Here is a 23,947-nt window from a genome sequence, read left to right as displayed (position 1 = left end):
TTCCTAATTCACGAAAGGATGCAAGTATGGCTCGCACGAAAAAAGGACTGACCACGACTGCGGGAGCACCCGTGGCGGATAATCAAAACTCAATGACGGTGGGCGCACGTGGCCCCTTGGTTTTGCAGGATGTGGCCCTGATTGAAAAGCTGGCGCACCAGAATAGAGAACGTGTTCCGGAACGAACAGTGCATGCCAAAGGTTCTGGTGCATACGGAGAGCTGACCATTACGGCGGACATTTCCAGATACACCCGGGCCAAGTTTCTGCAAAAGGGTAAAAAGACAGATATGCTGATTCGTTTTTCAACGGTGGCCGGAGAGCGGGGGGCTGCCGATGCGGAGCGCGACGTGCGGGGCTTTGCCATGAAGTTTTATACCGAGGAAGGGAACTTTGACCTGGTGGGAAATAACACTCCCATTTTCTTTGTGCGTGATCCTTACAAGTTCCCGGATTTCATTCACACTCAAAAGCGGGACCCGCGCAGCAATTTACGCAGTCCCACAGCGATGTGGGATTTCTGGTCACTCAGTCCGGAAAGTTGTCATCAGGTGACGATCTTGTTTTCGGATCGAGGCTTGCCAGCCACCTATAGACACATGCACGGCTTTGGTTCGCACACGTATTCATTTATTAATGAAAAAGGCGAGCGCCATTGGGTGAAGTTTCATTTTAAAACTCAGCAGGGCATTCGTAATCTTCGCAATCATGAAGCGGCCGAGCTGGTTGGGCGCACCCGGGAAAGTCACCAGGAGGACCTGTTTAATGCCATCGAGGCCAAGGATTTCCCCCGTTGGAAGTTCTATGTGCAGATCATGACCGAAGAGCAGGCCAAACAGACTCCTTATAATCCGTTTGATTTGACCAAGGTGTGGCCTCACGGGGATTTCCCGATGATCGAAGTCGGTCACTTTGAACTGAATCGCAATCCGACGAACTACTTTACCGAAATCGAGCAGGCGGCCTTTAATCCCAATAATATGGTTCCGGGGATTTCGTGGTCGCCGGACAAGATGCTGCAATCGCGTACCTTTGCTTATGCCGATGCTCATCGTTATCGCATTGGGACTCACTATGAAATGCTTCCGGTGAATAAACCCAAGGTCGAAGTGCATCACTATCATTTGGATGGAGCCATGCGCTTTGATACCCCGGAATATCATCACGCCTATTATGAGCCGAATTCTTATGGCGGCCCGGTTCAGCAGGAGCAGTATCGGGAGCCGCCTTTAAGATTCGATGACGCCACCATGGATCGCTTTAATCATCGCGAGGGCAATGATGATTATTCCCAGTGCCGGGCGCTGTTTAATCTGATGACTCCGGATCAGAAGGATCAGTTGTTGAATAATATCGCTGAACACATGAAGGGCGGGCAGGTGCCGGAAGAGATCGTGCGCCGGCAGATCGACGTCTTTATGCGGGTTCATCAGGATTATGGACTGGGGCTTGCGAATTTGATGGGGATTCGTGTGTACACGGATGCAGAACAACGGGCCCCTTCTCATCACTAATTAAAGGAGTTTTTTATGCCTACTTGGGAGGAATTTAAAAGAACAATGGTGATGGAGCCGCAGATCTTCGAAGAGGCCCGCACGGGGAACTGTGAGGCCCTTCGGCAATATCTGGCATTCGGTGGTGATATTGAGATCCGCAACCACAAAGGTCACACGTTGTTGATGCTGGCAGCTTATCATGACCAGGAAGAGGCTTCGGAGCTTTTGATTGAGCATGGAGCCGATGTGAATTCCCTGGATGATATGGGGAACTCCATTTTGATGGGCGCCTGCTTTAAGGGGCATGTGCGGGTGGTGGAGCTGTTGTTGTCTCAAGGGGCAATGACAGATCTTAAAAACCCGCACGGAATGACTGCCTTGGATCTGGCACGGGTCTTTGGGAGAAAAGAAGTGGTGTCTTTATTAAGCGATCGTCCCGCGGCCTGGAGTGACCCGATGGAGGTCGCCTGTCGTCTGATTGCGCGCAAGCTGCCGCGCCCGACACCAGAGGCGTAGAGCCCGGGATAAAAGTGTGAATTAGACCTCGTCAATTTCGAGCCAAGGAGTTGACGAGGGGCTGTCTATAAAGTGTTTAAAATTCCTGCACAGTCCTAAGTTGTTTGTTTCATTGTGGAACAACCATGAAGTGATTAATGCCTTTTCAAAACGACAATTGTCGTCACTGTCAAAGTGGCAGACGATTTAAATTTGCTCCATCTTTCTTACACGGTCTTATAACTCCTTGAAATCTTAATTGGATTTGTCCTTGGTGCCGCTGTGGCCGTGGATTTGCTTTAGGGATAGGCATAGAGAAGGAACAAATTTTATGAAAATCAAAAACTATATTCTGACGATGATGAAAGCCTTGGCGCTGACTGCAATGACAGTTGGCTTGGCAAACTGTAGCAAGGATAAAGGGAATTCGACGACCACCACGACGACAGCCTATCGCTGCTTCCAGGTGAACTCCTATAATGGAACAAGCACTCAGGTGGACAATTCATACTGCTACAACAATAGTTATCAGAATGGTTATTCCACCTATCAATGTCGCGATGTGAATAATGCCGTTGTGACAAACACTCTTTGCGCAAACACGGGCGTGGGGAATGGCTACTCTTACAATGCTTACGGTCAGTGTGTTCAGACTTCCACGGGCCAACAAGTTCCGCAGAACTATTGCACAACGACGTCAGGTAATGGTTCGGCGATTAACTGTAACGGCCAAACAGTTCGCTGGCAGAACCAGTATGGAATGATTGAACAAGGGACATGTGGCGTAACTCATACTTGCCACCCTGGATCTGTGGTTCAGACGACTTCTGGTCAAATTGTTACCTGTATGTAGTCTGAATATTCCTTCTCTAAAATCAGAATATTCAACGGCGCACCGACCCCCTCGGCGCGCCGTTTTTCATTCCCCGAAAAGGTGCCTGGTTGTTTTTTCTGGCTACAACGCATCAGGTGAGATCTGTTGTTTTCTTAAAAGTCCGTGGGCTCAGTCGATGTGGGACTTGTAAGAAGCTCCGATTTCTGCTGCGCCGTAGCCAGAAAAAACAACCAGGCACCTTTTCTTAATGCGACATGTAAATCGGTTGTAAGTCTGCTTAAGTTTTCAGCGTTAGGGGCTCTTTTGAGAGGCTCTGGTTGACATGCTTCCCAACACTCGCGAAATTCTAATGGTCTTTGGTCTAGCTAGACCTTGGGCTTGTATTTGAGGGGAAGTACTCAAGAGGGGATTGTACCTTGAGAATTAAAAAGATTGAACTGATTGGTTTTAAGTCATTCAAAGACCGCACAGTGATCCACTTCGATGCTGGTATCACGGGGATCGTCGGACCTAATGGTTGCGGTAAATCCAACATCGTTGACGCACTTATGTGGGTCATGGGTGAGATGTCTGCCAAGGACCTGCGTGGTTCCCAGATGACGGACGTTATCTTCGGTGGTGCGGAGGGGTATGCGCCATTGGGGATGTGCGAAGTTTCTCTGACTTTGGAAAATGACGGGGGCGCGTTCCCTGCCAAATACATCAAACATTCCGAGATCATGGTCACTCGTCGCCTGTACAGAAGCGGTGAGGGTGAGTACTTCGTGAATAAAGAACCTGCACGTTTGAAAGACGTTCAGGAGATCTTCATGGACACCGGTGCCGGTGCCAAAGGTTTCTCCATTATCGCTCAGGGTATGATCGGTAAGATCATCACTGCGAAACCGGAAGATCGTCGTATGCTTATCGAGGAAGCTGCGGGTATCACGAAGTTCAAAGCTCGTAAAAAAGAATCCCAGCGTAAATTGATTTCCACCGACCAGAACCTGGTGCGTTTGCAGGACATCATCGGCGAGTTGAAACGTCAGATTGATTCTTTGCAAAGACAAGCTCAGCGTGCGGAACGCTATCGCAATATCAAAAATCAAATTGAAGACCTGGATCTGTGGTTGTCTTCGGCTCAGTACATTGAGCTAAAGCGTGCCGCGGATGAAGCTCAGGCGATCTTTAATGAAGCGCAAAGCATGGAAGTGGAAGGCGAAACCAACCTTTCCACTTTGCAGGGCCAACTGGAAGTTCTGAAACTGCAAATTCTTGAAAAAGAAAAGATGGTGGAAGAACAGCAGACCCAGTACCACGAAAAACAATCCACGGTTCAAAAGAAAGAACTGGAAATCCAGGAACTTCGTTTTGAAATCGAACAGGCCCGTCGTAACGAACAAATGACCGGCACGATCCTGCAGGAGCAAGAAGCCCGCAAAGAGCTTCTGACTCGTGATAAAGCGGCTTTGGATGAACAAGTGGCTGAACTGAAAGAGGAAGCCGAAACACTGGCGGCCACTTTCGCTCAGAAAAATGAGATCTTCCAAAACTCCAATTCTCGTATCTCTGTTGTGGATGAAGAGCTGACGACCAAACGTCGTGAGTTGTTCGCGGTCGGTCAGTCTGAGTCTTCCTTGGATGCCCGTGTGAACTCTTTGACAGCACAAATCGCTGACATCACCGAGCGCCAGGATAACGAACAACTGGTTCTGAACGAACTTCGTGAAAAACAAGTTGAGTTTGAAGCCCGTCGCAAGAAGGTCTTCAACGAACTTGAAAAAGAACGTCAGATGCAACTGGATCTGGCGAACGACGTTGATTCCTTCGAAGCTAACAAAAAGATCCTTATGGATTCCGCGGCAGTTAAAAAAGCTGAAGTGGAACAGTTTAAAGACAGCTTGAACGAAGTGGCGTCCCGCTTGTACGGCTTGGAAAACCTGCAAAACAACTTTGAAGGTTTCCAAGAGGGTGTGAAGCAGGTCATGTTGTGGCAGAAAACCCGCACTCAGGAAATGATGGCGGATGGTTCTGTTGTGACTCACTTCCAACCGGTTTCTGAGGTTGTTGAAGTTCCGGCTGAATATGAAGTGGCTATGGAAGCGGCATTGGGCTCTCGCCTGCAGATGCTTCTTTCTTCCGACGCGAACATCGCGATGGATGCCGTCACTCATTTGAAAGAAAATAAATCGGGTCGTTCCAGCTTCTTGTCTGCAAATGACAATGGCAAAGGTCTGAACCGCGCAGAGGCTCCGGTTTCTGAAGCCGGTGTTCAGGCGATCCTGAAAGACGTTGTTAAATCGGCTGACAAGTTCCAGAACACAGTGGCTTACCTGCTGGATGGTGTGGCGATTGTGGATTCCATCCGCACGGCTTTGGCTTTGCGTCCTCGTTACGAGGGTTGGACGTTCGTGACTGTTGACGGGGACACCCTGACAGCTGACGGAGTTTTGACAGGTGGTTCTTCTGAATCTGCAGACTCTGGCGTTTTGAAACGTCGTCGTGAAATCAAAGAATTGTCCGAGAAAAAAGACGAATTCGCAGGCAAGCTGGCGTTGGCTCAGGCCGCTCTCAAGAAAACTGAAGAGCAACTGGCAAACGTTTTGAATGACTTCGAAGGTGCGCAAAAACGCAAAATTGAACAAGAAATCAAAGTCACTGAGCTTCGTAAGGACCTTGAGCGCGCTGAGAATGAATTGGCGAATGCTCAAACTGCTGTTGAAAGACAGGAGCGTGAGCTGAAGAAGATCACGGAACAGGTTGAAGTTCAGGAAGCCAAACTGGAAGAACTGAATTCGGCGTTGCTGGAAGCTCGCGAGAAGAAAGTTCTTCTGGAGATGGAAGTTGAAACTCTGAACACAGAGTTGAACAGCACCCGTCAGGGCTTTGACGGTTTGCAGGCTGAAGTGACAGAACTTCAGGTGAAATCCGCTTCCAAAACTCAGGAATACCAAGGTGTCCTGAGACAGCTTGAGATGGTGACCAAGTCTTTGAACGATTTGGACAGCCAGTTGACTCGTATGAGCGAAGAGGCTCAAGGGTACAACTCTCAAATGACTGAAAGCCAGATGGCTTTGGAAGAAAAGAAAATCGAATTTGAACGTCTGTTGGATGAAGTTGAGCAGTTAAAACTGCAAGTCGGCCGCACCAAAGACGAATACGAAGTGATGTCTGAATCTGCCCGTGCCATCGAAGAAGAAGCCATGTCTTCTCAGCGTGCACGCAACGAAAGACAGCACAAAATGAATGACTCCCAGTTGAAGCTGGAGCAAGCCAAGATGAAAGAGCAGTACCTCATCGATCAGATCCGTGAGCGTTACATGCTGAATCTTCCGGACGTTATTGAAAAATACGCGGGCCGTGAAGGGGACTTCCTTGAGGCTGATGCCCAGTTGAAAGACCTGCGTGAAAAGCTGGCTAAAATCGGTGAAGTCAATCTGTCTGCGATCGAAGAGTACGAAGAAACAGCTCAACGTTATGAGTTCCTGACAAAACAGCACGCTGATTTGACAGAAGCCAAAGAGCAGCTTCGCAAAGTGATCGATCGTATTAACAGAATCTGTTCCAAGCGCTTTAAAGAGACCTTCGATTTGGTTAACGACCGTTTCACTCGCGTATTCCCGGTTCTGTTCGGTGGCGGTGAGGCGAATCTGACCCTGATCGAAAACGAGGAAAAAGGCGAAGCGGGTATCGAGATCATGGCGCGTCCTCCGGGCAAGAAGACACAAAACGTGTCTTTGATGTCGGGTGGTGAAAAAGCCCTGACTGCGGTGGCTCTGGTCTTCTCCATCTTCCTGGTGAAACCTTCTCCATACTGTTTGCTGGATGAGGTTGACGCTCCACTTGATGACGCCAACGTTTTCCGTTTCAACGACCTGGTTCGTGAGATGGCAAAACGTTCTCAGATCATCGTTGTAACCCACAACAAACACACCATGGAAGTGGCTGGTAAGTTGTACGGCGTGACGATGCAAGAGCGTGGGGTTTCCACGATGGTTTCTGTGTCCTTGCAGGACATCAAGTAAGTCAAAATTTATTGAAGCTGAATCGGAAAACCCCGTTGAATTTATCAACGGGGTTTTTCTTTTGCGGACGGGAGAGGGTTTTATTTGCCCGTACTTCGCGTCGCTTGCGAAGTTCTAAACTCTGACTATAATCGTGAAGCTATGGACATAATGAAGAGCTTGCACCCTGCAGAGCGCCTTGTGCGTCTTCGAGAACAACTGGGACTTTCACAAAGAGAGCTGGCGAAAGAGTTTCAGGTTTCCAGTGGGGCTATTGCGTGCTGGGAGACTGGGGCGCGTGCGATACCGGGGCCCATCTTAAAGCTTATGGAGCTCTACGAGGACTCGTTGCCGTCAATGGGAAAACAGCGGACCTCCTCCGAAACTCAAAAACTGTTGGAGCGTATTCGTGACTCTTTGAGTTCCGCCACGCAAGACCGGGACAGTCAGACCGTGCGCTCTTTGTCCGAGGGCATGGAAGAGTATCTAGAAGATGCCATATCCATGAACAGTCTTAGCGGTAAGATTAAGCATTTGTTTATTCAGCGTCTGGTAAATTCTTTGCACAGTCGAAAGGGTGTATCAGTCAAAGTGGCTCAGTTGGCCAGTTTTCTGGAAATGGGTTTACCCATGGAGATTCGTCAGGCACTGGGTACTTTGCAGTCCCGTGCAATTCCCGAAAAACCCAAAGTGATCCAAAAGATTCTTGAGGAAGAGTACGGTAAGCCCATGAAAGAAGTCTTTTCTTACTGGCGGGAAGAACCATTGGCCGTCACCAGTCTAGGCCAGGTCCACTATGCCCGGTTGCTTGATGGCGATGAGGTGGCTGTGAAGGTCCAGCATCCCAACATCCGTGAAACCTTAAATAAGCAGATTCAAAAACTCGAGTTGGTGCAGTCCTTGGCGGCATTTTTGGGTAAGGATGCGGCAAATATCACACCCGAGATCAGCCGGTCGCTGCTGCAAGAATGCGATTATCAGCAAGAGGCTTTGAATCAGGAAAAGTTTCGGAATCTTCTGTCAGATTTTCCGGGGGTCATTGTTCCGCGTGTGCATCGCGATCTGATTCGCGAAAGAGTTTTGGTAAGTCAGTTCATCAAGGCTGAAAGTTTTCAGAGTTTTGTAACCCGAGCCACTCAGGAACAGAGGAATGTCGCTGCCGAAAGTCTTCTGGGAGCACTTTCGACGGCGGCCTTTGGCTATTGTTTAACCTATAGTGATTTGCATCCGGGAAATTTTCTTTTCACCGACGGCAAAGTGGTTTTATTGGATTTTGGTCGAGTCATCGATTATCCCCGGGAACGCATGAAGGTTGAAAGTCGCTTCTATCAGCATTTCTTAGAGCGAGACTACGAAAGATGCAGTCAAATGGCTCCGGCCCTTTTCGCCAAAGAGGGTGCAGAGTTTGACTTTGATGCTTTCTGGAACTTTTTGATGAAGGCCAACGTCCATCTTTTGACGGAAGGGAAGTTCCGATTTACACGGGACTACGCCAAAGCCATTTCCCGTGAGGGACGTGTTTTCAATAAAAAATATCAGCTTCAAATGAACAAGGACGTCTTTTGGGCTTTTGTGTACTCAGCCAGCACATGGGCGATACTTGCTGATCTGGATGCAGAGGTTCCGATGCGTCGAATTGCACAAAAAACAATACGTCTTGGTTTGGATCTGTAGCGCTTGCATTGTAAGCGCTTTTTGCGGCACTCAGCATTGTCCACAGAATTTTAGAGCTAAAATGGTCTGGTTTTCAGGCCTTTTTCTTTTTTTTCGAAGTCGGTATCCCGACGTCAAATAGCATAAACGAGGATTTTCGGCGCAGTTGAAAAACTGCTGCTGGGGGGAGCTTCGTGACAAGCAATTCAATTTTTTCTGCAAAAAAAGTGGTTCTGCTTTTCTTGGGACTAATCGTTTCCAGCAGTGGTCTTGCTGGCGAGGAACAAAGGGTCCAGGCCTTGTTGTTGAAAAAACAAGAGGAAATCCACGCCATCGAGGCAGAGCTGTCCAATAACTCGGAGTCTGTGCATCGTGAACAACGCTTACAGGCGAAGTTGCGACGACTTCAAGGTGAACTGAAAAACCTACAAAAGCGTCAGAGCAGTTTCCTGGAAACTAAAGAGTAGAAAACAGTCCAGACCTTCGCTTTTACACCGTTGGATTTTAAAAAGTTACCTTTTTTAACCAAACCAAAAGGAAAACATGAAAGTTATGGTTAAGTCTTTATTGGCAGTCACAGCCATTTATCTAAGCGCTTGCAGCTCGTCATCTGACAGTGAAGCGCCACCAAGTACCACTGTGAACGAAGTCAGTGCCTTGATGACCTCGATTAACAAAACACTGGATACAGCCACGGCGAGCAGTAACATTGTTCCGGGTTTTGTGCCGTTAGCAAAGACGACTCAAGCCCCGTTTTATCTTGCAGCGGCGATCACATGTTCTGATGGCGGCTTCTTTGAGGATCATAATGATCCGGACTGGGCATCCAAACAGCTTTATTGTCTGACAAGAACTCAAGGGACCGGGCCAGACACTCTTCTTGGTGCTTTTGCACAAGCCACGGGCTTTGTATGCTCTGTTGGAAGTCTGACCTTTGATGGTGTCGAGCGTGCAGCGACCATGAAGATTTCCGCCGCATGCTTCCCGCAGAATTTCGTCGATATGGTTCAAACAGAGTTTGGTAAGACGTCGTTCAATGTCGATGTCACGGCCTTGGACATTTCGGCCACTCATAAGCTGGGTGAAGTCACTGTGAACGGTGCTTGGACCAAAGCTTTACAAATCAAATTTGGAACCGATCTCAGCGCGCAGGTCGGTTCAGGTTACACGATTATGGTCAAAGATGATGCTGGTGCGAAAGCGGTTGCTGTCCATGATGGATTGGTTCTGGCCGGTGGAACGACTTCCAAAGAAGTATTTGCAGTGTATGTAAATCCCGGAGCCTCAGGCAGTCTGGCTTATGAAGGCCGATTTGCAACACCAGATGCAAGTTTTAGCCGCCACTTGCGCCTGTATTTGGGGGGCAACATCAATGCGACTACTTTGGTCGCTTCGGATGTCAATGACATGGCCTTTGTTTGGGGCGATGGCGCCAATAGCGACAATTCTACTTATGCATCCTTTGCGTCTATTAAAGGAACACCAGCAGCGGGTCGAAAGGTTCTAAGCCAATGGTGGAACGGCAGTGAATGGCAAAATGCCAATGGACATGATGAATGTTATGGCGAAGGCACACCACTCTGTACAGGTAACACTGGTATTGATCTTGCCGCCGACAAGAAATTTTTCTTCCAAGGCGGATACACAACTTCTTACGACTGGTTTATTAATAATTCTTATCTAAGTCACTTTGATATGGATGTGACTATTGAAGATATTCAGCAATAGAAATGGGAGAAAGACAATCCCCAGAAGCCAAGGCCCGGAGCTATCCGGGCCTTCGCCGTTTGTAAATCGTCTTGGTTTGAATCGTTGACTGCGTTTGCCTGTTCCCCCGGAACAACTTAATGAAAATTTGACCAATCAAGCTGTTTCATTTTGAGAACGGTGGTCGCGCTATCGAGGAATTCTCCGATAAGATAGAAGTGTCGCGGAAACTTCTATGGGGGAATGACCGTGTTAAAATATCTATCAATAGGCTTGCTGTTTCTGGCAGGGCCCGCTTATTCGCAAAAAATGAGCGAGGTTGGCTTATACAATCGATGTTATTCCCATCTGACCGGAAAACCGGTTCCGTTGGGACATTCCACAATGGCGCAGATCCGAGCAGGGAAGATGAATGCGTTGGATGCGTGCAATGCTTTGCTGGACAAAGCTGAGCTCGATGCCAGCGGTCCTTTAATCAATCGTAATGACAACGAAGCGCGTTCTGTCCTGAACACCTTCTATAATTTTCATCGTACCTGGTTTACTTCCAATACCATGGAACAGATTCAGGAATACAGCGAGGAGATGTCCCGAGGGACGGTGGATATCTATGATTCCACGGAGCCCAGTCTGGCTTTGACCCGTGCGATGTTTGCGCGTGGTTCCCGGTATGCTGATGTGATCACTGCCAATCAAGGAGTTCGTGCGCAGAGGGAAGATGACCCCCGTGTTCGTTCGTCCATCGGCTGGACGGTGAATTTTCCGGGTCGTCGCCTTTATGGCAACAATGGCGGCTTGAATGAAAATCTTTTCCATTTCCGGGCCTTGAGTGGTGGATTTAATGGGAACTCTGACACGACCAATTCGATTTTCATGAATCTGCCTAAGATTGAAACCGGAGAACTGGTGGGAATTCGTACCACCACAGAGACCGCAGTCATCCCGAATATGTCTTTGCAGCCCTTGGGTGCTGACAAGCGGGCGAGTGACCAGCCAGGTTTGGATTTCAGCTTTGATATCCTGAAGAATCTTGGTGGCGGTGTTCTGGGATCTCCGATCTATTTGATGTTGAATTATGGTCATGGTCGAGGGCTTGAAGCCAACGGAACGACAAAGGTTCCGCGTCGGTGGTCCCAGGCCAATATGGAATCCTTCCTGTGTGCACAGCTTCCGGCTTTGCGTGAATCAGATATCACTCAGTATGTTGTGGGGAATTCCTCGGCCCCTTTCCGCAATTCCGCCAGCTGTGTGATGTGCCATGCTACTCTGGACCCTATGGCCTACACGGCTCGTAATGTGGTTGTAGGGAATTCAGACTATGCCGAGTTCAGTGCTGGAAGTCGCACGCATGCCAAATCGGCTTTGCATCTGGCAAGCTACCGTCCTGAGTTTGCTTCAGTCAGTGGATGGCCTTCGGAGCCGGTGGCAAACTTCCACCGTCAAACTCCGAACGGCCGTCTGTTTTTCCGTTCCATGACCGGTCAACTTATTGACAAGTCTGTCAATGGAATCGGTGGTTTGGGCCTGGCGATGAGTGAAACCAAGGACTATTACTATTGTGCTGCTAAAAGATATTTCCAGTACTTCACAGGGATCACGGTGGCTCTCTATGACCGCTCGAATCCCGCGAATGAAGTTTTGAACATGCAACTTTCCAAAGAAGCCATCGAAGATCGCAAGTTTGTGGAGTCTCTGGGGGATGAGCTTCAGCAAACTCAATCCGTGCGTCAGTTGGTGAAACGGATTATGGCTTCTAAATACTACGGCGACGTGAACTATCGCGAAAAATAATCCGGGGGGATTATGGGGGACAAAAAAAATCTGACACGAAGAGGCTTCATTGCCGGTGGCGCTGTCGTCGGGGCTTCAACTGCTTTGGCGCTGACACCTTTTGAGCGTCTGATGAATGTCCTGAGCACCGGGTTTATTCACAAAGCGCAAGCCGAAGCCAACGGCACGGAAGGCTCTCGGAATTATATTAACATTCTGATGGCCGGTGGGCCGATGCGCTATACGTTTGATGCGTGGATGCGCACGAATCCTTCCGACCCACAGCTGGACTATAACCCCATGGTGGCCACGAAGTTTGTTTCTTCCGGGGGCCGTGTTGTGGGGACTGAGTATGCCACATTCAACTATAATGGTGTGCTGGTGCCGCATATGTTTTCCCACTCGGTAACGACGTCTGCAGGAAACCGCGCTTTGACGGAGCTTCTGAATCACATGCTGGTGGTTCGTGGATTTGGCACCGGGTTTGATGGACATTTATTCAATGCCACCATTCAACAGGCCCCAGTCGGTGGCGTGGCTTCTTTGATGGGCTTGGCGGCTGACTATTCCAAGAAAACTTTTGAAGCGATTGAATGGCCGGATCGGGGCGGTTATGGCAACTATGCCTCGATGAACGGTAAGGCGTTGAACAAACTCACTGGCAATCCTCTGAATTCGCTTCTGGAAGGATTTGGTGGACCTCAAGGGGGGCGGGTTAAAGGCCGCACTTTGAAAGAGCGCAATCAGGAAGCTTTTGATCTGGCCCAGGCACGGCTGCGTGCCTATGCGCAGTCTGATTTTGCCGGCTCTACAGTTTTGGCAAAGAACTTGTCTAACGCCTCGGCATTGATGAAAAGAGGCATCGGAGATATCGGTGCCTACTGGGACGCAGCCGTGGCGCGCTATCGCGGTTTGATGGAAGCTAGTTTGCGCCAGCAGGGGTTGGTCGGGATTAATGACGTTCCGATGATTTCTGCTCAGAATGAACATTGGCGTGTGCACGTGGCTGACGGGAATCGTGGTATGACCATCAGTGCGAACTCGGACCTTCGTGATTCCATCAAGACCATGACCTGTCCGGGTGCTTTGGCTGAAGGCTTTGCTTTGGCAGAATATGTTTTAAAAGAAGGCCTGGTCAGCACGATGAATCTGCAAATGGGTGATCCCACCGGTTTGACCATGATGGATGCTGCGAACGGTGTGACGGCAAGTCACACGGCCATTAAGGACATGCATGAAACGGGCTCCATCCCAGGGGTCTTGATCACTACGGCTTATTACCGTGCCCTGTGTGCAGGTATGTTGGAGTTGATTGACCAACTCAAAGCCAGCAAGGTCAACGGAGTGGACCTGTGGTCCGAAACGGTGATTCAGGTGATATCTGAATTCAACCGCTCGGCGCGGGCGAATGGTTCTGGCAGTGACCACGGCTTTGATCAGCTGGTCACCAGCGCCTTTTCCGGCGCAATTCAAAAAGGTCCGTTCGTTGTGGGTAATATCTATAAATCCGGCCATGGCGGAGGCTATACCGGCACCCAAGGTCGTGCCGCACCAATTGAAGGTTACAATCAAAAAGGGATGCCGTCGCCAACCATGGCGGCGTCCACTGTGGCGGCTTTGCTGCGCACGAAGAACCCTTATGAGAATCTGGCGGAACCATTGATTCGTTTGAACGGCAATGATGTTCAGATTCTGAAAGCGGCGAAAATCGTATGAGGTGGTTGATGTTTACCAGCAACAAATACAAGATCTTCGGTTTGCTTTTGCTTGGGACCGTGATGACCCAGTTCTATCAAAACTGTGGCGAGATGGGCGGCTTTGCCGTTTTGGATCAATCGTCATTGAACTTGGATATGGGCTCCACCGGAGACACGGATCAGAATCATCCTCCACAAAAAGACGTGGTTCTGCCGACGCAAAAAGTTCAGGTGGTCAATCGAGAGTATGTGGCAGCGTTGATGCGCGAGATATTTACAACCTCCAGCGGTCCGGTTCCGAATCTGGAGGGCCTGCTGAATCAGTGGGTTGTCAATCGTGGCGCCCAGTACGGACTGGGATGCAACCCTTACAACAGTTATTCCGGGCGGGACTGTGGTGGGGATGTCTCTAACGCCAATTTGCCGATCAAAGTGGATGGTAATACCGTGCGCGAATCCTTCCGGGTGCAGCTCTGCGAAAATATTCTGGGGATGGACGAGGGCGTGAATGCGATTCTGGAAAAGATTCCGAACCGTCCGGCGGCTCCGACGGCCGAAGCAGTCCGTCAGGTCTATGGTTTGTTCTATCGTGGTGACGGGGCTTCCGATATCACCGTCAGTTCGTTGCTGGAATTGGATAAGGTTCTGGCGCAAAAAGGAGAGCCCGTCATTGAAAGATGGCGAGCTCTGTCGCTGCAGGTGTGTGAATCGCCAGGCTGGCAACTGCAGTAAACTCATTCAATCCCACCGTTGCTTCGTTGCTGCATCGGCGGCGTTGACTTGAGTTTATAACGGAGGTCCGCTGTCGAAATGAAATGGCAAAGCGTCTTTTGGGGGACCTTGCCAGTTCAAGTCAGCAGCGGAAGTTGGAACATTATTTAATGTAGTGAATAAGGTCTGCTTCAGCGAAGCGGACCTTTTTTTGATGCTGCAAAGGATCTTCGCTGTGGCGATAGCCCAGCGCTACGGTGGCGACTGTTTTCCAGCCGGAACCTTCGGTGCCCAGGATCTTGTCGTACGCTACAGGATCGAAGCCCTCCATCGGGGTTGCATCAATTCTTAAAAGCGCCGCTGTTTGCAACAGGAAGCCCATCGCAATATAGGCCTGAAGCTGGGACCATACGCGGATCTTTTCTTCGGGGGCTTTCACCAGGTTTTAAATCAGCAGATTTTTGTATCCATCCAAAGACTCTAAAGAAGTCTGGCGAACGTCGGCCACGCGTTGAATGTATTTTTGAATAAAATTCGGGTCCATTTTCTCTTTGTACTGGAAGACCACATAGTGGCTGGCATCCGTGACTTGGGTTTGATTCCAGGACACGGGCTTCAACTGGCTGCGAATCTCGGGATTTTCCACGACCAGAAATCTCCATGGCTGAACGCCATAAGAAGAGGGGGCCAAGGTCAAAGAGTTTCTCAGTTGGATCCAGTCCGCGTCTGAGATTTTCTTAGTGGCATCAAACTTTTTCGTGGCATAGCGCCATTCCAGCGCATCTTGAAGGGTCTTATGTGTCATCGGGAGGGTCTCCTATTTAATGTAACCAATATGAGCACATTATGTCTGGGGTTGATTCTAAATGTAACTATAAAAAGCACATTTAAAGGAACCTTCATATAATTCGACCCGGTTGTTTATTTTTGAGGCTTGGGGTACAGTCTATATATGGTTGACCAAAGATTTTCTGTCTCAGTCCATATTATGACCGCCCTGGCTTATCATAAGGGTGAGCTCATGACCTCCGAGGAGCTGGCCGCGGGCATCCGCACCAACCCTACGGTGATCCGCCGTTTGATTTCCAGACTGGTGGAGGCTGGCCTGTTGACATCCTTCAAAGGAAAATCTGGCGGTGTGAAGCTGGCCAAGGCACCTAAAGAGATTTCGCTAAAAGATGTCTATGTCGCCATTTCTGAAAAACGCCTGATCGCCACACCTGATAAAGACCCCAATAAAAACTGCATTGTCAGTTGTTCCATGAAAAAGTTGATGTGCGAGGTGGTCGATGGCATGGAAACAAATTCCATGCAGTACCTGCAAGGCATCCGTCTTTCTGACCTGACCTCCAGGATTTCAAAGTGACGCCCGTTTCGTTGCCAGAGGAAATCCAAGGTCCGCGCATCACTCTTCGTAAGCATGCTCTATCCCAAGCGGCCTCCATGTTTCAGTATGTGGATCAGGATCGGGAACGTCTGGGGCAGTTCTTGCCATGGGTGAAGTTCACCAAAGGCATCGATGATGAACGTGATTATATTGAAATGACCCACAATCAGTGGGATGAACGCCGCATGTTCGACTATGGCATCTTTCGCAAAGAGGGCAATCTGTACATGGGGAATATTGGTGTTCACACCATCAGCTGGGATAACCTGCGCTGCGAGCTGGGATACTGGATTTTGGGTGGATTTGAAGGCCAGGGCTATGTCAGCGAAGCCGTTCAGACTCTGGAAAATGTTTTGTTCAAAACAGGTTTTTATCGAATTGAGATTCAGTGTTCGGGTCTTAACAAAAAGTCCAGTGCCGTGGCAGAACGCTGTGGTTACAAGTTTGAAGCCCGTCTGCGCGAGCACGCTGTGGAGAACGGCTTAAGACGAGACACGCTGATTTACGCGAAACTATTACATGAGCGATAAGAAAATATCACAGAAAGCTTTGCAAGAGCTGCATCAGCAGGCCTGCGAGGCGAAACAAGAATTCTACATCGACCCCGAAACAGGTTATACAGTTTTCACAGCTTTTTATCATTTGAAGCGTGGGCACTGTTGTGGTTCAGGTTGTCGTCATTGTCCTTGGAAAAAGAATAGCCAGAAAGATTCAAAAAACATCGACTAGCCTTCTGTAGTGTCGAAAGCTTCGCCACTTTACCAAAAAGAAAAACACTCAATTCTGTTCTTGATCCACCGAAAAGAAGATCGACGCTGTTATTCTTAAATGCAGGTGGGGTGCGTAGGTATGTCGTTTAATTACCAAAAAAACAAAGAACATTCGAGCGACAGCTTTTGGACGTCGTACTCGGATCTCTTCTTGGGTTTAAGTACGATCTTCCTTCTTTTGTACGTGACTTCCAGTCTGCGTACGGGGACTGATGCCTTGCGCGGGCAGGTGGAAAATCAAAAGCTTTCCATGAAGGTCGAAGAACTGCAGAGTCAGTTGAAAATGTATGAATCTGTCAAAAATGAGTACCTGGCCAATCAGGCCCCCAAGGATGAGCTGCAAGAGTATCAGGAGCTGATGGACAAGCTGACACTTTTGCAAGAGGACGCAAAAAACGAAAAAGAGCGTTTGATCCAGGAAGCTCGTGAAAATGGCGAGAAGGTCAAAGCCCTGAACAAATACCAGCAGATGGTGCGCAACGTCCTTAATGCGAACAAGATGGCGAAAGCCAAAATTATCAACCGTGATGATCTAATCAAAGAACAAGACGTTGAAATCGAGGCTCAGGAAGGTCAGATTGCAGAGTTGAACAAAGATATTCAGCAGAAGAAACAGTTGATCGCTCAGGGTGAACAGAAAATCGAACAGACACAAGCTCAGTTGCAAAAGCGTCTGGCAGAACTGCGTGGAGCCTACAAAGCCAACAAACTGTCCAAGAAACTGTTTGAACAGAAGATGGCCCAGGCCCGTGCTGAAGGAAACCAAAAGGTGGCGCAGTTAAGCCAGGTCAATGCCCAGTATCAGGCGCAGTTGAATCAGGCCAATGCCCAGTTGGGTCACGTTCAGGGAGAACTATCCAAAACTCAGGGGTTGCTGTCACAGAAAGAGGAAGAGGCCACTCATCTGGCAGGGGCTCTTTCCAGGACCAAGGCTGAATCTGCGGCGAAGATTGCGGGTTTAGAAACCGGATTGGCTGACGAACGGGCGCGAGGAGCGCAAAAAGTGGCGGCTTTGCAAGGGGCCTTGAGTGACACTCAAGGTCAGCTCGCCAAGGCTCGCGCTGAAATCGAAGCGAGAAAATCTGTTGCGGGCGAGATTCAGAAGGGTTTTGCCAAGGCGGGGATCAAAGCAGACATCGACATGCAAACCGGGGACGTGGTTTTGGATTTCGGTCAGGCTTACTTTGACAGTGACTCGGACCGTTTGAAACATGAAATGAAAGGTGTGCTGGAAAAAGCCATGCCGATCTATTCGCGGTCACTGTTTGGCAATCCTAAAATCTCGGACAAAATTTCTGCGGTGGAAATCATTGGATTTGCTTCGCCGACTTATCAAGGCCGCTACGTCGATCCACAAAGTGCCAAACCCGAAGACAAAGCTGCTTTGAAGTACAATATGGATTTAAGTTATCGTCGTGCGAACTCCATCTTTAGCTACATGCTGGATGAAGGAAACATGAAGTTTGAACATCAGCGCGAGCTTTTGTCTTTGATGAAGGTTTCAGGACGAAGTTTCCTGGAAGTCATGAAGGTGCAAAACCGCAACGTCGCCTCTGCTGCAGAATTCTGCCGTCAGAACGACTGTAAAAAAGCGCAGCGGGTGATCATCCGCTTTAACATGGATCAAAAGAAATAAAAGGGGTGGGTTGTGACAACGAAGGCATTAGCTGAATATTTTATTATAGGTCTGCCGTATGCGATGGCCGCTGTTTTTCTGGTCGGTCTGTTCTTCCGTTCTGTGATCTATTACACAGTTCGCCGCCACGAATGGTTTGCCAAAGAATTTGAAAAACGCGTGAACCGCTTTATCGAGGCCGAAGTTCCCGGCAAAGTCGAAAACGTGTCTTTCTATGTTCTAACCAAGAAAACCCTGGAAAGAACTTATTACGAGGTTTTTGAAATTCGTGACCGTATGAAACGTCGCAAGCCGGATTCTGTGATGGCCACCAGTGACCGTATCTTTTTAGTGCGTCAGGGCTGTGCCTGGCTGGTAAAAGACATCCTGAAGCAGGTGAAGTTCCTGCGCTGGACACACGACAATCCAAAGCTGCTGAACATCACCAAGGCGACATTGCAACATAATCCTTGCTTCAATCGCGTGTTTGGCATCTTCCCGATGGTTGGGATGAATGATCTGATTTCCATTCTGCCAGGTTTGTTTGTCGTGGCGGGTATCTTGGGGACGTTCATCGGTATCGCCGGTGGTCTTCAAGAGCTGGGCACGATGAATCTTCAGGACCTTGAAAACACCAAAAACATCATGGACCGCTTCCTGCACGAGATTTCATTTGCAATGAAAACATCCATTGCGGGAATCATCTTCTCGTTGATGGCTCACGTGGCGAACGTGATTTTGTCACCTGAAAGAGCATACGTGTCCATGATTGACCGCTTTGAAAGTGCTTTGGACCTGCTATGGTACCGCAGCGACAACAATGAATACCCAGCCCATGAACGTCCTTTTGATGAGCACCGTGACGCCGTAGAAGCTTTGGCCGAAGATGCACTCAATAAGGAGATTGGAAAGACGACTGTAGTCTCCCGAGGAGCTTAATTGAATAAGTTCATTGTCACAATCCATAGGAAGGATCAGGTATTAAGCCGCGAGGTGAATAAAGATTCATTCACCATGGGCCGCTCTTTGGATTGTGACTTGTCCTTGAACGACACGAACATCAGTCGGGTGCATCTGGTGGTCAGCCGCCGCTGGAACCAGATCTGGATCGAGGACAAAAACTCTTCCAATGGCACCTATATCAATGGCACTCGCATTGTGCAGGGAACCCCGGTCAATGTGGTGCCTTCAGACCGAATTCAATTGGGCCGTTCTGAATATATTCTGAATGTTGATCTGGAGCTGGACGAACCTGCTCCAGAACCGGATCCAGAGCCCTCTTACCAGCCGGCCCCGCCAGTTGAAGAGGAGGACGCACCTTTGGAAGCCACGGTGGCCATGCCCGCTCCGAACATGGCTCCTTTCCAGGCGGAAAAAATACTTCACGAAGCCAAACGCAAAGCCGCCCAGATCATTCTGGAAGGGGAAACCCAGGCAGAAAAGCGCGTTCAGGTGATTTACCAAAAGGCCCGGGAGGCGCAGGCACAAGCCGAGATTTTCTATCAGGCGCGCATGGCTGAGGCTCACAAGGAAGCCGATGCAATTCTTATGGACTTCCAGAAACAGGGACAAAGTCTGTTGCACGACGCGCGCAAAATGGCGCAAGAACTGCGCGAGGAAGTGGATTCCTATGTGCAAGGTTTGCGGCAGAAAGCCAAGAAAGATGCCGAGGAAATTGTTTCTGAAGGGACCTTGGCCGCTGAAAAAATGAAAGATGAAGCGCTGGCCAGCGGGCGTGAACTGGCGCGCCAGGAAAGTCAGGAACTGCTGAAAACCGCACGCGAGGAAGCTGATCGAATTCTGGATTTTTCCAAATTACAGATCGCGGAAACTCAAGCCCGGATCCGCAGTGATCTGGAAAAATCCCAGCAGGAAATTCAACTGACGTTGCAAAATGCCAAAGAGGATGCCGCGCGCATACTGGCCGAATCCGAGGAGCTGCTGGCAAAGAACAACCAACGTATCAGTGATGATTCTGCGCGGGCCAAATTAGAAAATGAGTCCTTGATTGCTGCTGCGAAGACTGAGGCGGAGCAAATGATTCAAACGGCCGAACAAAAAGTGGCCGAGATCAAGTCTGTCAGTGATGAAAAGCAGGCGATTCTGAATGAGCTTCTTGAAAATGTGGCGGCACGAACGGCAGAGCTGCAGAAAGCCACTGAAGACTTGAATAAAACCCGCACCGATAATGCAGACTTGTTAAGTCAGGTCGGCAATGCGCAGGCTTTGTTGAAGGATCTTCAGGTCTCCCATGAGGAACTTGAAAAGCAAAAGACTTCTTTGGAAACCTCTTTGAAGTCTTTGCAGGAAAAACAGGCTCACCTGACCATGGATGTGCATGACATCGAAAGTAAGAAGACACATCTTTTCAAAGAATACGAAGCACAGAAGATATTCTTGAATGAAAAGCTGGAAAAAGAAAAAAGTCAGATGGCCCGTTCGGAAGAAGAGCGTCTGGAAGAGCTGCGTCTGGAAATGGCCAAGAAGATGCAGAAGATGGAGCGCGACCTGCTGGACGACGTGATTCGCAAGAAATCCTCGCTGGTCAAAGAAATCCATGCGGCCATTGAAAAAGAAGTCGTGATGCTGATGGAGCCGGAAAAATGGCGAAATATTTCGCAGTCCGTGGAGAATCACATCACAGAAGCCATCGAAGGCAAGGTGGCTACCCTGTCCCAGTCCTCGATGGCTGAAAAACCTGTGGACCTGATGAAAAAGCGCAAAAGCGAAAAAATGCGTTGGGTGACTCTGGGGCTGGCTATGGGGGCTATTGGTTATTTCGTCAGCCAGATTGTCGTCAATAAAGTCATTCGTGATCAGACGCCGATGCAAACCATGGTCAGTCTGGAGGCGAAGAAGCGCCAGGATGAACTGGAAAAACGCCGCTTCAATCCTGCTCAGGCCGAAGAGATCAAAGACACCTATACGGATGCGGTTATATACACCCGGAACTATCTGGACATCTACACGGATGCCCAGTTCCAGCAAAAGCTTTACAAAGCTGCCTCTGCCTATTTGTTGAAGACCTGGCGTGTGGACGAGGATAAGTCCATTCAAGTGATTTCGGCCTCTAACGCGTTGGTGAAAGAGCTTGCGGAAAAGCGTGCAAAGATCCATCCGGACTTTATCAAGGAAGGCATCGAAAAAATGCGTGAACTGGAAAATCAAACCCTGGCCCGCATGAAAACGACGCTGGGATCAGAGGTCCGCCTTGAATCCTATCGCCGCTTTGAAAAAAACTTCTATATGGAAGAAGTCAAACGCCGTCGTATGGCGAACTATTGATATTCAGGGCCTTAAACAAGCAGAGAATGCTCTGGTCTCTGCCTCTAAAATACGGTAAATAGGGGGTGTCTTTCAGTTTCTTTTGACGCGTATGGTTGGAGGTTTCTATGATGTCCCCGGGGCATGAGCAACAAATTACTATTTTGGCTGGTTTGGTGGTGTTGATCTTTGCGGTGATTTTCGGCGCATTGATTCTCAGCATGGTTCGTAACTCCAAAAAGAAAGTGCAGGAACTTTCACACGAAGCCAAACGTGAAATTCCAACAACCACACAAGTGGAAGAGCCTGAAGGCGTGCGTCTGGCGCACATTGATTCCACGGGAAATGTGGTCTCTGACTTGTCCGTGCCGGACCTGCATGATGCCGCCGTGGCTTTGGAAGAAAAAGCGGTCGATCTGCGCGAGGCTCTTCGTAAGACAGAGGAAAATCTTTTCGGCCGCATTCGCAATCTGTTCAAAAGTGAAACCAGCAACAAACATCTGGAAGAGATCGAAGAGATTCTTTACACCAGCGATCTGGGGCCAACAACGGTTCAGCGCCTGATGGGCGCCATCGAAGACAAGCTTTCCAAAAAGGAACGCGCCGACTACGACACAGTTCGTGAGGCTTTGAAGGAGGAGATTAAAAACATCTTCTCAGACTCTGCTTCTGCGGCTGTGCAAGGCGGAATCCTCTCAAAAATCAAATTTGCCTCTGAAGGACCGACTGTTCTGATGATTGTCGGAGTCAACGGGGCAGGCAAGACAACGTCGATCGGTAAAATCTCGGCCCAACTGGCCGGTGAGGGTAAAAAGGTTCTGGTGGCGGCGGGTGATACCTTCCGTGCGGCAGCAGGTGGGCAATTGAAAGTCTGGACCGATCGTGCCCATGTGGAAATTTTCTCTCCGGAAGGTGTGACGGACCCAAGTGCGGTGGCCTTTGATGCTGTGGCCAAGGGGAAAGCGCAGGGTTATGATGTGGTGATTGTGGATACAGCAGGACGTTTGCACACGCAGGCCAACTTGATGGAAGAAATCAAAAAGATGAAGCGCGTGATGACCAAGGTGATTCCTGAAGCTCCGCACGAGACTTTGATTGTATTGGATGCAAACTCAGGGCAGAACGCACTGATGCAGGCCAAAGAATTCCATAATGCACTGGGTTTGACCGGAGCCGTTTTGACGAAAATGGATGGAACTGCCAAAGGGGGAGTGGCTGTGGGGCTTGCGCAAGAGCTGCACATCCCGATCAAGTTGATTGGTGTCGGAGAGCGTATTCAGGATCTTCGCACATTCTCATCCCAAGAATTTGTGGAGTCCTTGTTCCAGTAAAATAGAAAACACACAATGCTCTGACAGAATACTGACGATTCTGCCGGAACATTTCAGCTATAAGGGAGCCTCGAAACTTTCAAAAGCGAGGTTCCTGATGAAGCTATTTTTTGCGGCTCTTTCCCTATTGGCTGTGCCGGCGTTTTCCCAAGCACAGACTTGTTATAAAGCGACAGAGTCTGTCCCTCATGAAATCCCCAGTATTATCTGTTTTTCCGAGCTGAATGTGACTTCCGATGAACAGAGTATCGAATTGATCAGTCCGGATGGATCTGTTCCCGCTGTTTTGTCGATTGTAAAAACCAGCCGTCATAATGAAGACAAACTGAACTTTGTGGCGCAGGCCAAGATGATCGATATCTGGGAAAGTGGATGTGGATTTGGTGTGTCAGCGACCTTGAACGTGGCCGGGCGTATTGAATATGGAACTATCTATCCGGCCGCTTTGAAGGTGTCGGTAGAAGTGGCCAGCACGCATGACACTTGCCATTCATCAGAAGAAAAATACACGGTTTCTTATGTTGAGATCAGATAGTTTGATCTGATCCGTTTATCTTTGGTCAGCAATTCTTTGAATGTGATCTGACTTATAGACATGAAATCCCGGGTGAAAGTTTAAAGTGGCAATAGCCATCGCCCGGGCAATATCATTGGCAGAAATCGCGCGGTATTTTTTCAGAGGGCCCACAAGCAGGTGGTTGAGCACCGGACTGATCTTTTGCGCAAACTCTTCGCCGCGTCGGACTTCTTTGCGTTCGCCCAAGATCAAAGACGGCTGAAAGATCTCAATCTGCGGAATCTTAAGGTTTCGCAACGTCTGTTCCATTTCGCCTTTGACCCGGTTATAGAAGATGCTGGATTCCGAGTCTGCGCCCAAGGCCGAAATCACCAGCAGCTTTTGCGCGCCGACGTGTTCGGCTACCTTGGCGAATTTCACCACATAGTCATAGTCAACTTTGCGGAAGGCCTCTTGAGAACCGGCTTTTTTGATCGTGGTGCCAAGGCAACAAATAAAGATGCTGGCTTTCAAGGCCTCCTGGTGTTTTTCCAGGTTTTCAAAGTCCAGGATGATATTGTCGGTTTTGGGCGGAATACGGCCCAAAGGACGTCGCGAAACGGCTTTGATGCTTTTGATTTCATCGATATGGCCTAAAAGCAGAAGGAGCTCGTGTCCCACGAGCCCCGTCACGCCTGTCATACAGACATCAGTTGGATAGATCATTGATCTCCAGT

At 49.1% G+C, this 23,947-nt stretch carries 19 protein-coding genes and 1 pseudogene; 18 read left to right on the top strand and 2 right to left on the bottom strand.

Annotation, left to right across the window (positions count from 1 at the left end):
* Positions 1-26: 26 nt before the first annotated feature.
* The 10 genes from ACZ5ZV_RS14350 (at position 27) to ACZ5ZV_RS14305 (ending at position 14,368) form a co-directional block, all read left to right on the top strand.
* Positions 27-1,514 (top strand): catalase, encoded by a 1,488-nt coding sequence (locus tag ACZ5ZV_RS14350; protein WP_464117852.1) that lies wholly within the window; start codon positions 27-29, stop codon positions 1,512-1,514.
* Between the two features lie 15 nt (positions 1,515-1,529).
* Complete coding sequence (locus ACZ5ZV_RS14345) at positions 1,530-2,012, top strand: ankyrin repeat domain-containing protein (protein WP_464117851.1); 483 nt, start codon at positions 1,530-1,532, stop codon at positions 2,010-2,012.
* A 310-nt stretch (positions 2,013-2,322) separates the two neighbouring features.
* Positions 2,323-2,844: a hypothetical protein gene (locus ACZ5ZV_RS14340; protein ID WP_464117849.1), complete on the top strand. Its 522-nt coding sequence runs from the start codon at positions 2,323-2,325 to the stop codon at positions 2,842-2,844.
* A gap of 398 nt (positions 2,845-3,242) precedes the next feature.
* Positions 3,243-6,830 carry a chromosome segregation protein SMC gene (smc, locus tag ACZ5ZV_RS14335; protein ID WP_464117847.1) on the top strand — a complete coding sequence of 1,196 codons (3,588 nt, stop codon included), beginning with the start codon at positions 3,243-3,245 and terminating at the stop codon, positions 6,828-6,830.
* 141 nt (positions 6,831-6,971) lie between these two features.
* Positions 6,972-8,483, top strand: a complete 1,512-nt coding sequence (locus ACZ5ZV_RS14330) for an AarF/UbiB family protein (RefSeq protein ID WP_464117845.1) — start codon at positions 6,972-6,974, stop codon at positions 8,481-8,483.
* Between the two features lie 173 nt (positions 8,484-8,656).
* Complete coding sequence (locus ACZ5ZV_RS14325; protein ID WP_464117843.1) at positions 8,657-8,929, top strand: hypothetical protein; 273 nt, start codon at positions 8,657-8,659, stop codon at positions 8,927-8,929.
* A 76-nt stretch (positions 8,930-9,005) separates the two neighbouring features.
* Positions 9,006-10,190: a hypothetical protein gene (locus ACZ5ZV_RS14320; RefSeq protein ID WP_464117842.1), complete on the top strand. Its 1,185-nt coding sequence runs from the start codon at positions 9,006-9,008 to the stop codon at positions 10,188-10,190.
* 222 nt (positions 10,191-10,412) lie between these two features.
* Positions 10,413-11,960, top strand: a complete 1,548-nt coding sequence (locus ACZ5ZV_RS14315; RefSeq protein WP_464117840.1) for a hypothetical protein — start codon at positions 10,413-10,415, stop codon at positions 11,958-11,960.
* A gap of 12 nt (positions 11,961-11,972) precedes the next feature.
* Positions 11,973-13,655 carry a twin-arginine translocation signal domain-containing protein gene (locus ACZ5ZV_RS14310; protein ID WP_464117839.1) on the top strand — a complete coding sequence of 561 codons (1,683 nt, stop codon included), beginning with the start codon at positions 11,973-11,975 and terminating at the stop codon, positions 13,653-13,655.
* An 8-nt stretch (positions 13,656-13,663) separates the two neighbouring features.
* A complete protein-coding gene (locus tag ACZ5ZV_RS14305; protein WP_464117838.1) occupies positions 13,664-14,368 on the top strand; it encodes a hypothetical protein in 705 nt (234 codons plus the stop codon).
* Between the two features lie 142 nt (positions 14,369-14,510).
* Here the strand turns inward: ACZ5ZV_RS14305 and ACZ5ZV_RS14300 are convergent.
* Positions 14,511-15,152, bottom strand: a pseudogene (locus tag ACZ5ZV_RS14300) (NAD(P)H-dependent oxidoreductase).
* A 147-nt stretch (positions 15,153-15,299) separates the two neighbouring features.
* Here ACZ5ZV_RS14300 and ACZ5ZV_RS14295 point away from each other — a divergent pair.
* From ACZ5ZV_RS14295 to ACZ5ZV_RS14260, 8 genes are all read left to right on the top strand, one after another.
* Entirely contained in the window at positions 15,300-15,713 is a 414-nt protein-coding gene (locus tag ACZ5ZV_RS14295) for an RrF2 family transcriptional regulator (protein ID WP_464117836.1), read from the top strand.
* Entirely contained in the window at positions 15,710-16,264 is a 555-nt protein-coding gene (locus ACZ5ZV_RS14290; RefSeq protein WP_464117834.1) for a GNAT family N-acetyltransferase, read from the top strand. The genes ACZ5ZV_RS14295 and ACZ5ZV_RS14290 overlap by 4 nt, the downstream gene beginning before the upstream one ends.
* Positions 16,254-16,463: a DUF5522 domain-containing protein gene (locus ACZ5ZV_RS14285; RefSeq protein WP_464117832.1), complete on the top strand. Its 210-nt coding sequence runs from the start codon at positions 16,254-16,256 to the stop codon at positions 16,461-16,463. Before ACZ5ZV_RS14290 ends, ACZ5ZV_RS14285 begins: the two co-directional genes overlap by 11 nt.
* 120 nt (positions 16,464-16,583) lie before the next feature.
* Positions 16,584-18,140, top strand: a complete 1,557-nt coding sequence (locus tag ACZ5ZV_RS14280; protein ID WP_464117830.1) for an OmpA family protein — start codon at positions 16,584-16,586, stop codon at positions 18,138-18,140.
* Between the two features lie 12 nt (positions 18,141-18,152).
* Positions 18,153-19,058, top strand: coding sequence for a hypothetical protein (locus ACZ5ZV_RS14275; RefSeq protein ID WP_464117829.1), 906 nt, complete (start codon positions 18,153-18,155; stop codon positions 19,056-19,058).
* The gene (locus ACZ5ZV_RS14270) at positions 19,059-21,404 is read left to right on the top strand and encodes an FHA domain-containing protein (protein ID WP_464117828.1); all 2,346 of its coding nucleotides are present in this window, start codon (positions 19,059-19,061) and stop codon (positions 21,402-21,404) included.
* Positions 21,405-21,511: 107 nt separating this feature from the next.
* Positions 21,512-22,714 carry a signal recognition particle-docking protein FtsY gene (ftsY, locus tag ACZ5ZV_RS14265; protein ID WP_464117826.1) on the top strand — a complete coding sequence of 401 codons (1,203 nt, stop codon included), beginning with the start codon at positions 21,512-21,514 and terminating at the stop codon, positions 22,712-22,714.
* Positions 22,715-22,811: 97 nt separating this feature from the next.
* Positions 22,812-23,249: a hypothetical protein gene (locus ACZ5ZV_RS14260; RefSeq protein ID WP_464117825.1), complete on the top strand. Its 438-nt coding sequence runs from the start codon at positions 22,812-22,814 to the stop codon at positions 23,247-23,249.
* 15 nt (positions 23,250-23,264) lie between these two features.
* Here ACZ5ZV_RS14260 and ACZ5ZV_RS14255 read toward each other — a convergent pair whose 3' ends face one another.
* Positions 23,265-23,936, bottom strand: coding sequence for a Rossmann-fold NAD(P)-binding domain-containing protein (locus ACZ5ZV_RS14255; RefSeq protein WP_464117823.1), 672 nt, complete (start codon positions 23,934-23,936; stop codon positions 23,265-23,267).
* Positions 23,937-23,947 lie beyond the last annotated feature (11 nt).

It is taken from the genome of Bdellovibrio sp. HAGR004 (genome assembly GCF_055397015.1).
The sequence above is the reverse complement of the archived record's forward strand: the minus strand, read 5'-3'. Positions and strand labels throughout refer to the sequence as shown.

Bases quoted from the DNA above. Each gene is read 5' to 3' on its own strand.
- ACZ5ZV_RS14295 (WP_464117836.1), top strand. From the start codon at position 15,300: ATGGTTGACCAAAGATTTTCTGTCTCAGTCCATATTATGACCGCCCTG.
- ACZ5ZV_RS14260 (WP_464117825.1), top strand. From the start codon at position 22,812: ATGAAGCTATTTTTTGCGGCTCTTTCCCTATTGGCTGTGCCGGCGTTT.
- ACZ5ZV_RS14350 (WP_464117852.1), top strand. From the start codon at position 27: ATGGCTCGCACGAAAAAAGGACTGACCACGACTGCGGGAGCACCCGTG.
- ACZ5ZV_RS14340 (WP_464117849.1), top strand. From the start codon at position 2,323: ATGAAAATCAAAAACTATATTCTGACGATGATGAAAGCCTTGGCGCTG.
- ACZ5ZV_RS14280 (WP_464117830.1), top strand. From the start codon at position 16,584: ATGTCGTTTAATTACCAAAAAAACAAAGAACATTCGAGCGACAGCTTT.
- ACZ5ZV_RS14310 (WP_464117839.1), top strand. From the start codon at position 11,973: ATGGGGGACAAAAAAAATCTGACACGAAGAGGCTTCATTGCCGGTGGC.
- ftsY (WP_464117826.1), top strand. From the start codon at position 21,512: ATGATGTCCCCGGGGCATGAGCAACAAATTACTATTTTGGCTGGTTTG.
- ACZ5ZV_RS14285 (WP_464117832.1), top strand. From the start codon at position 16,254: ATGAGCGATAAGAAAATATCACAGAAAGCTTTGCAAGAGCTGCATCAG.
- ACZ5ZV_RS14315 (WP_464117840.1), top strand. From the start codon at position 10,413: ATGACCGTGTTAAAATATCTATCAATAGGCTTGCTGTTTCTGGCAGGG.
- ACZ5ZV_RS14305 (WP_464117838.1), top strand. From the start codon at position 13,664: ATGTTTACCAGCAACAAATACAAGATCTTCGGTTTGCTTTTGCTTGGG.
- ACZ5ZV_RS14255 (WP_464117823.1), bottom strand. From the start codon at position 23,936: ATGATCTATCCAACTGATGTCTGTATGACAGGCGTGACGGGGCTCGTG.
- ACZ5ZV_RS14320 (WP_464117842.1), top strand. From the start codon at position 9,006: ATGAAAGTTATGGTTAAGTCTTTATTGGCAGTCACAGCCATTTATCTA.
- ACZ5ZV_RS14330 (WP_464117845.1), top strand. From the start codon at position 6,972: ATGGACATAATGAAGAGCTTGCACCCTGCAGAGCGCCTTGTGCGTCTT.
- ACZ5ZV_RS14345 (WP_464117851.1), top strand. From the start codon at position 1,530: ATGCCTACTTGGGAGGAATTTAAAAGAACAATGGTGATGGAGCCGCAG.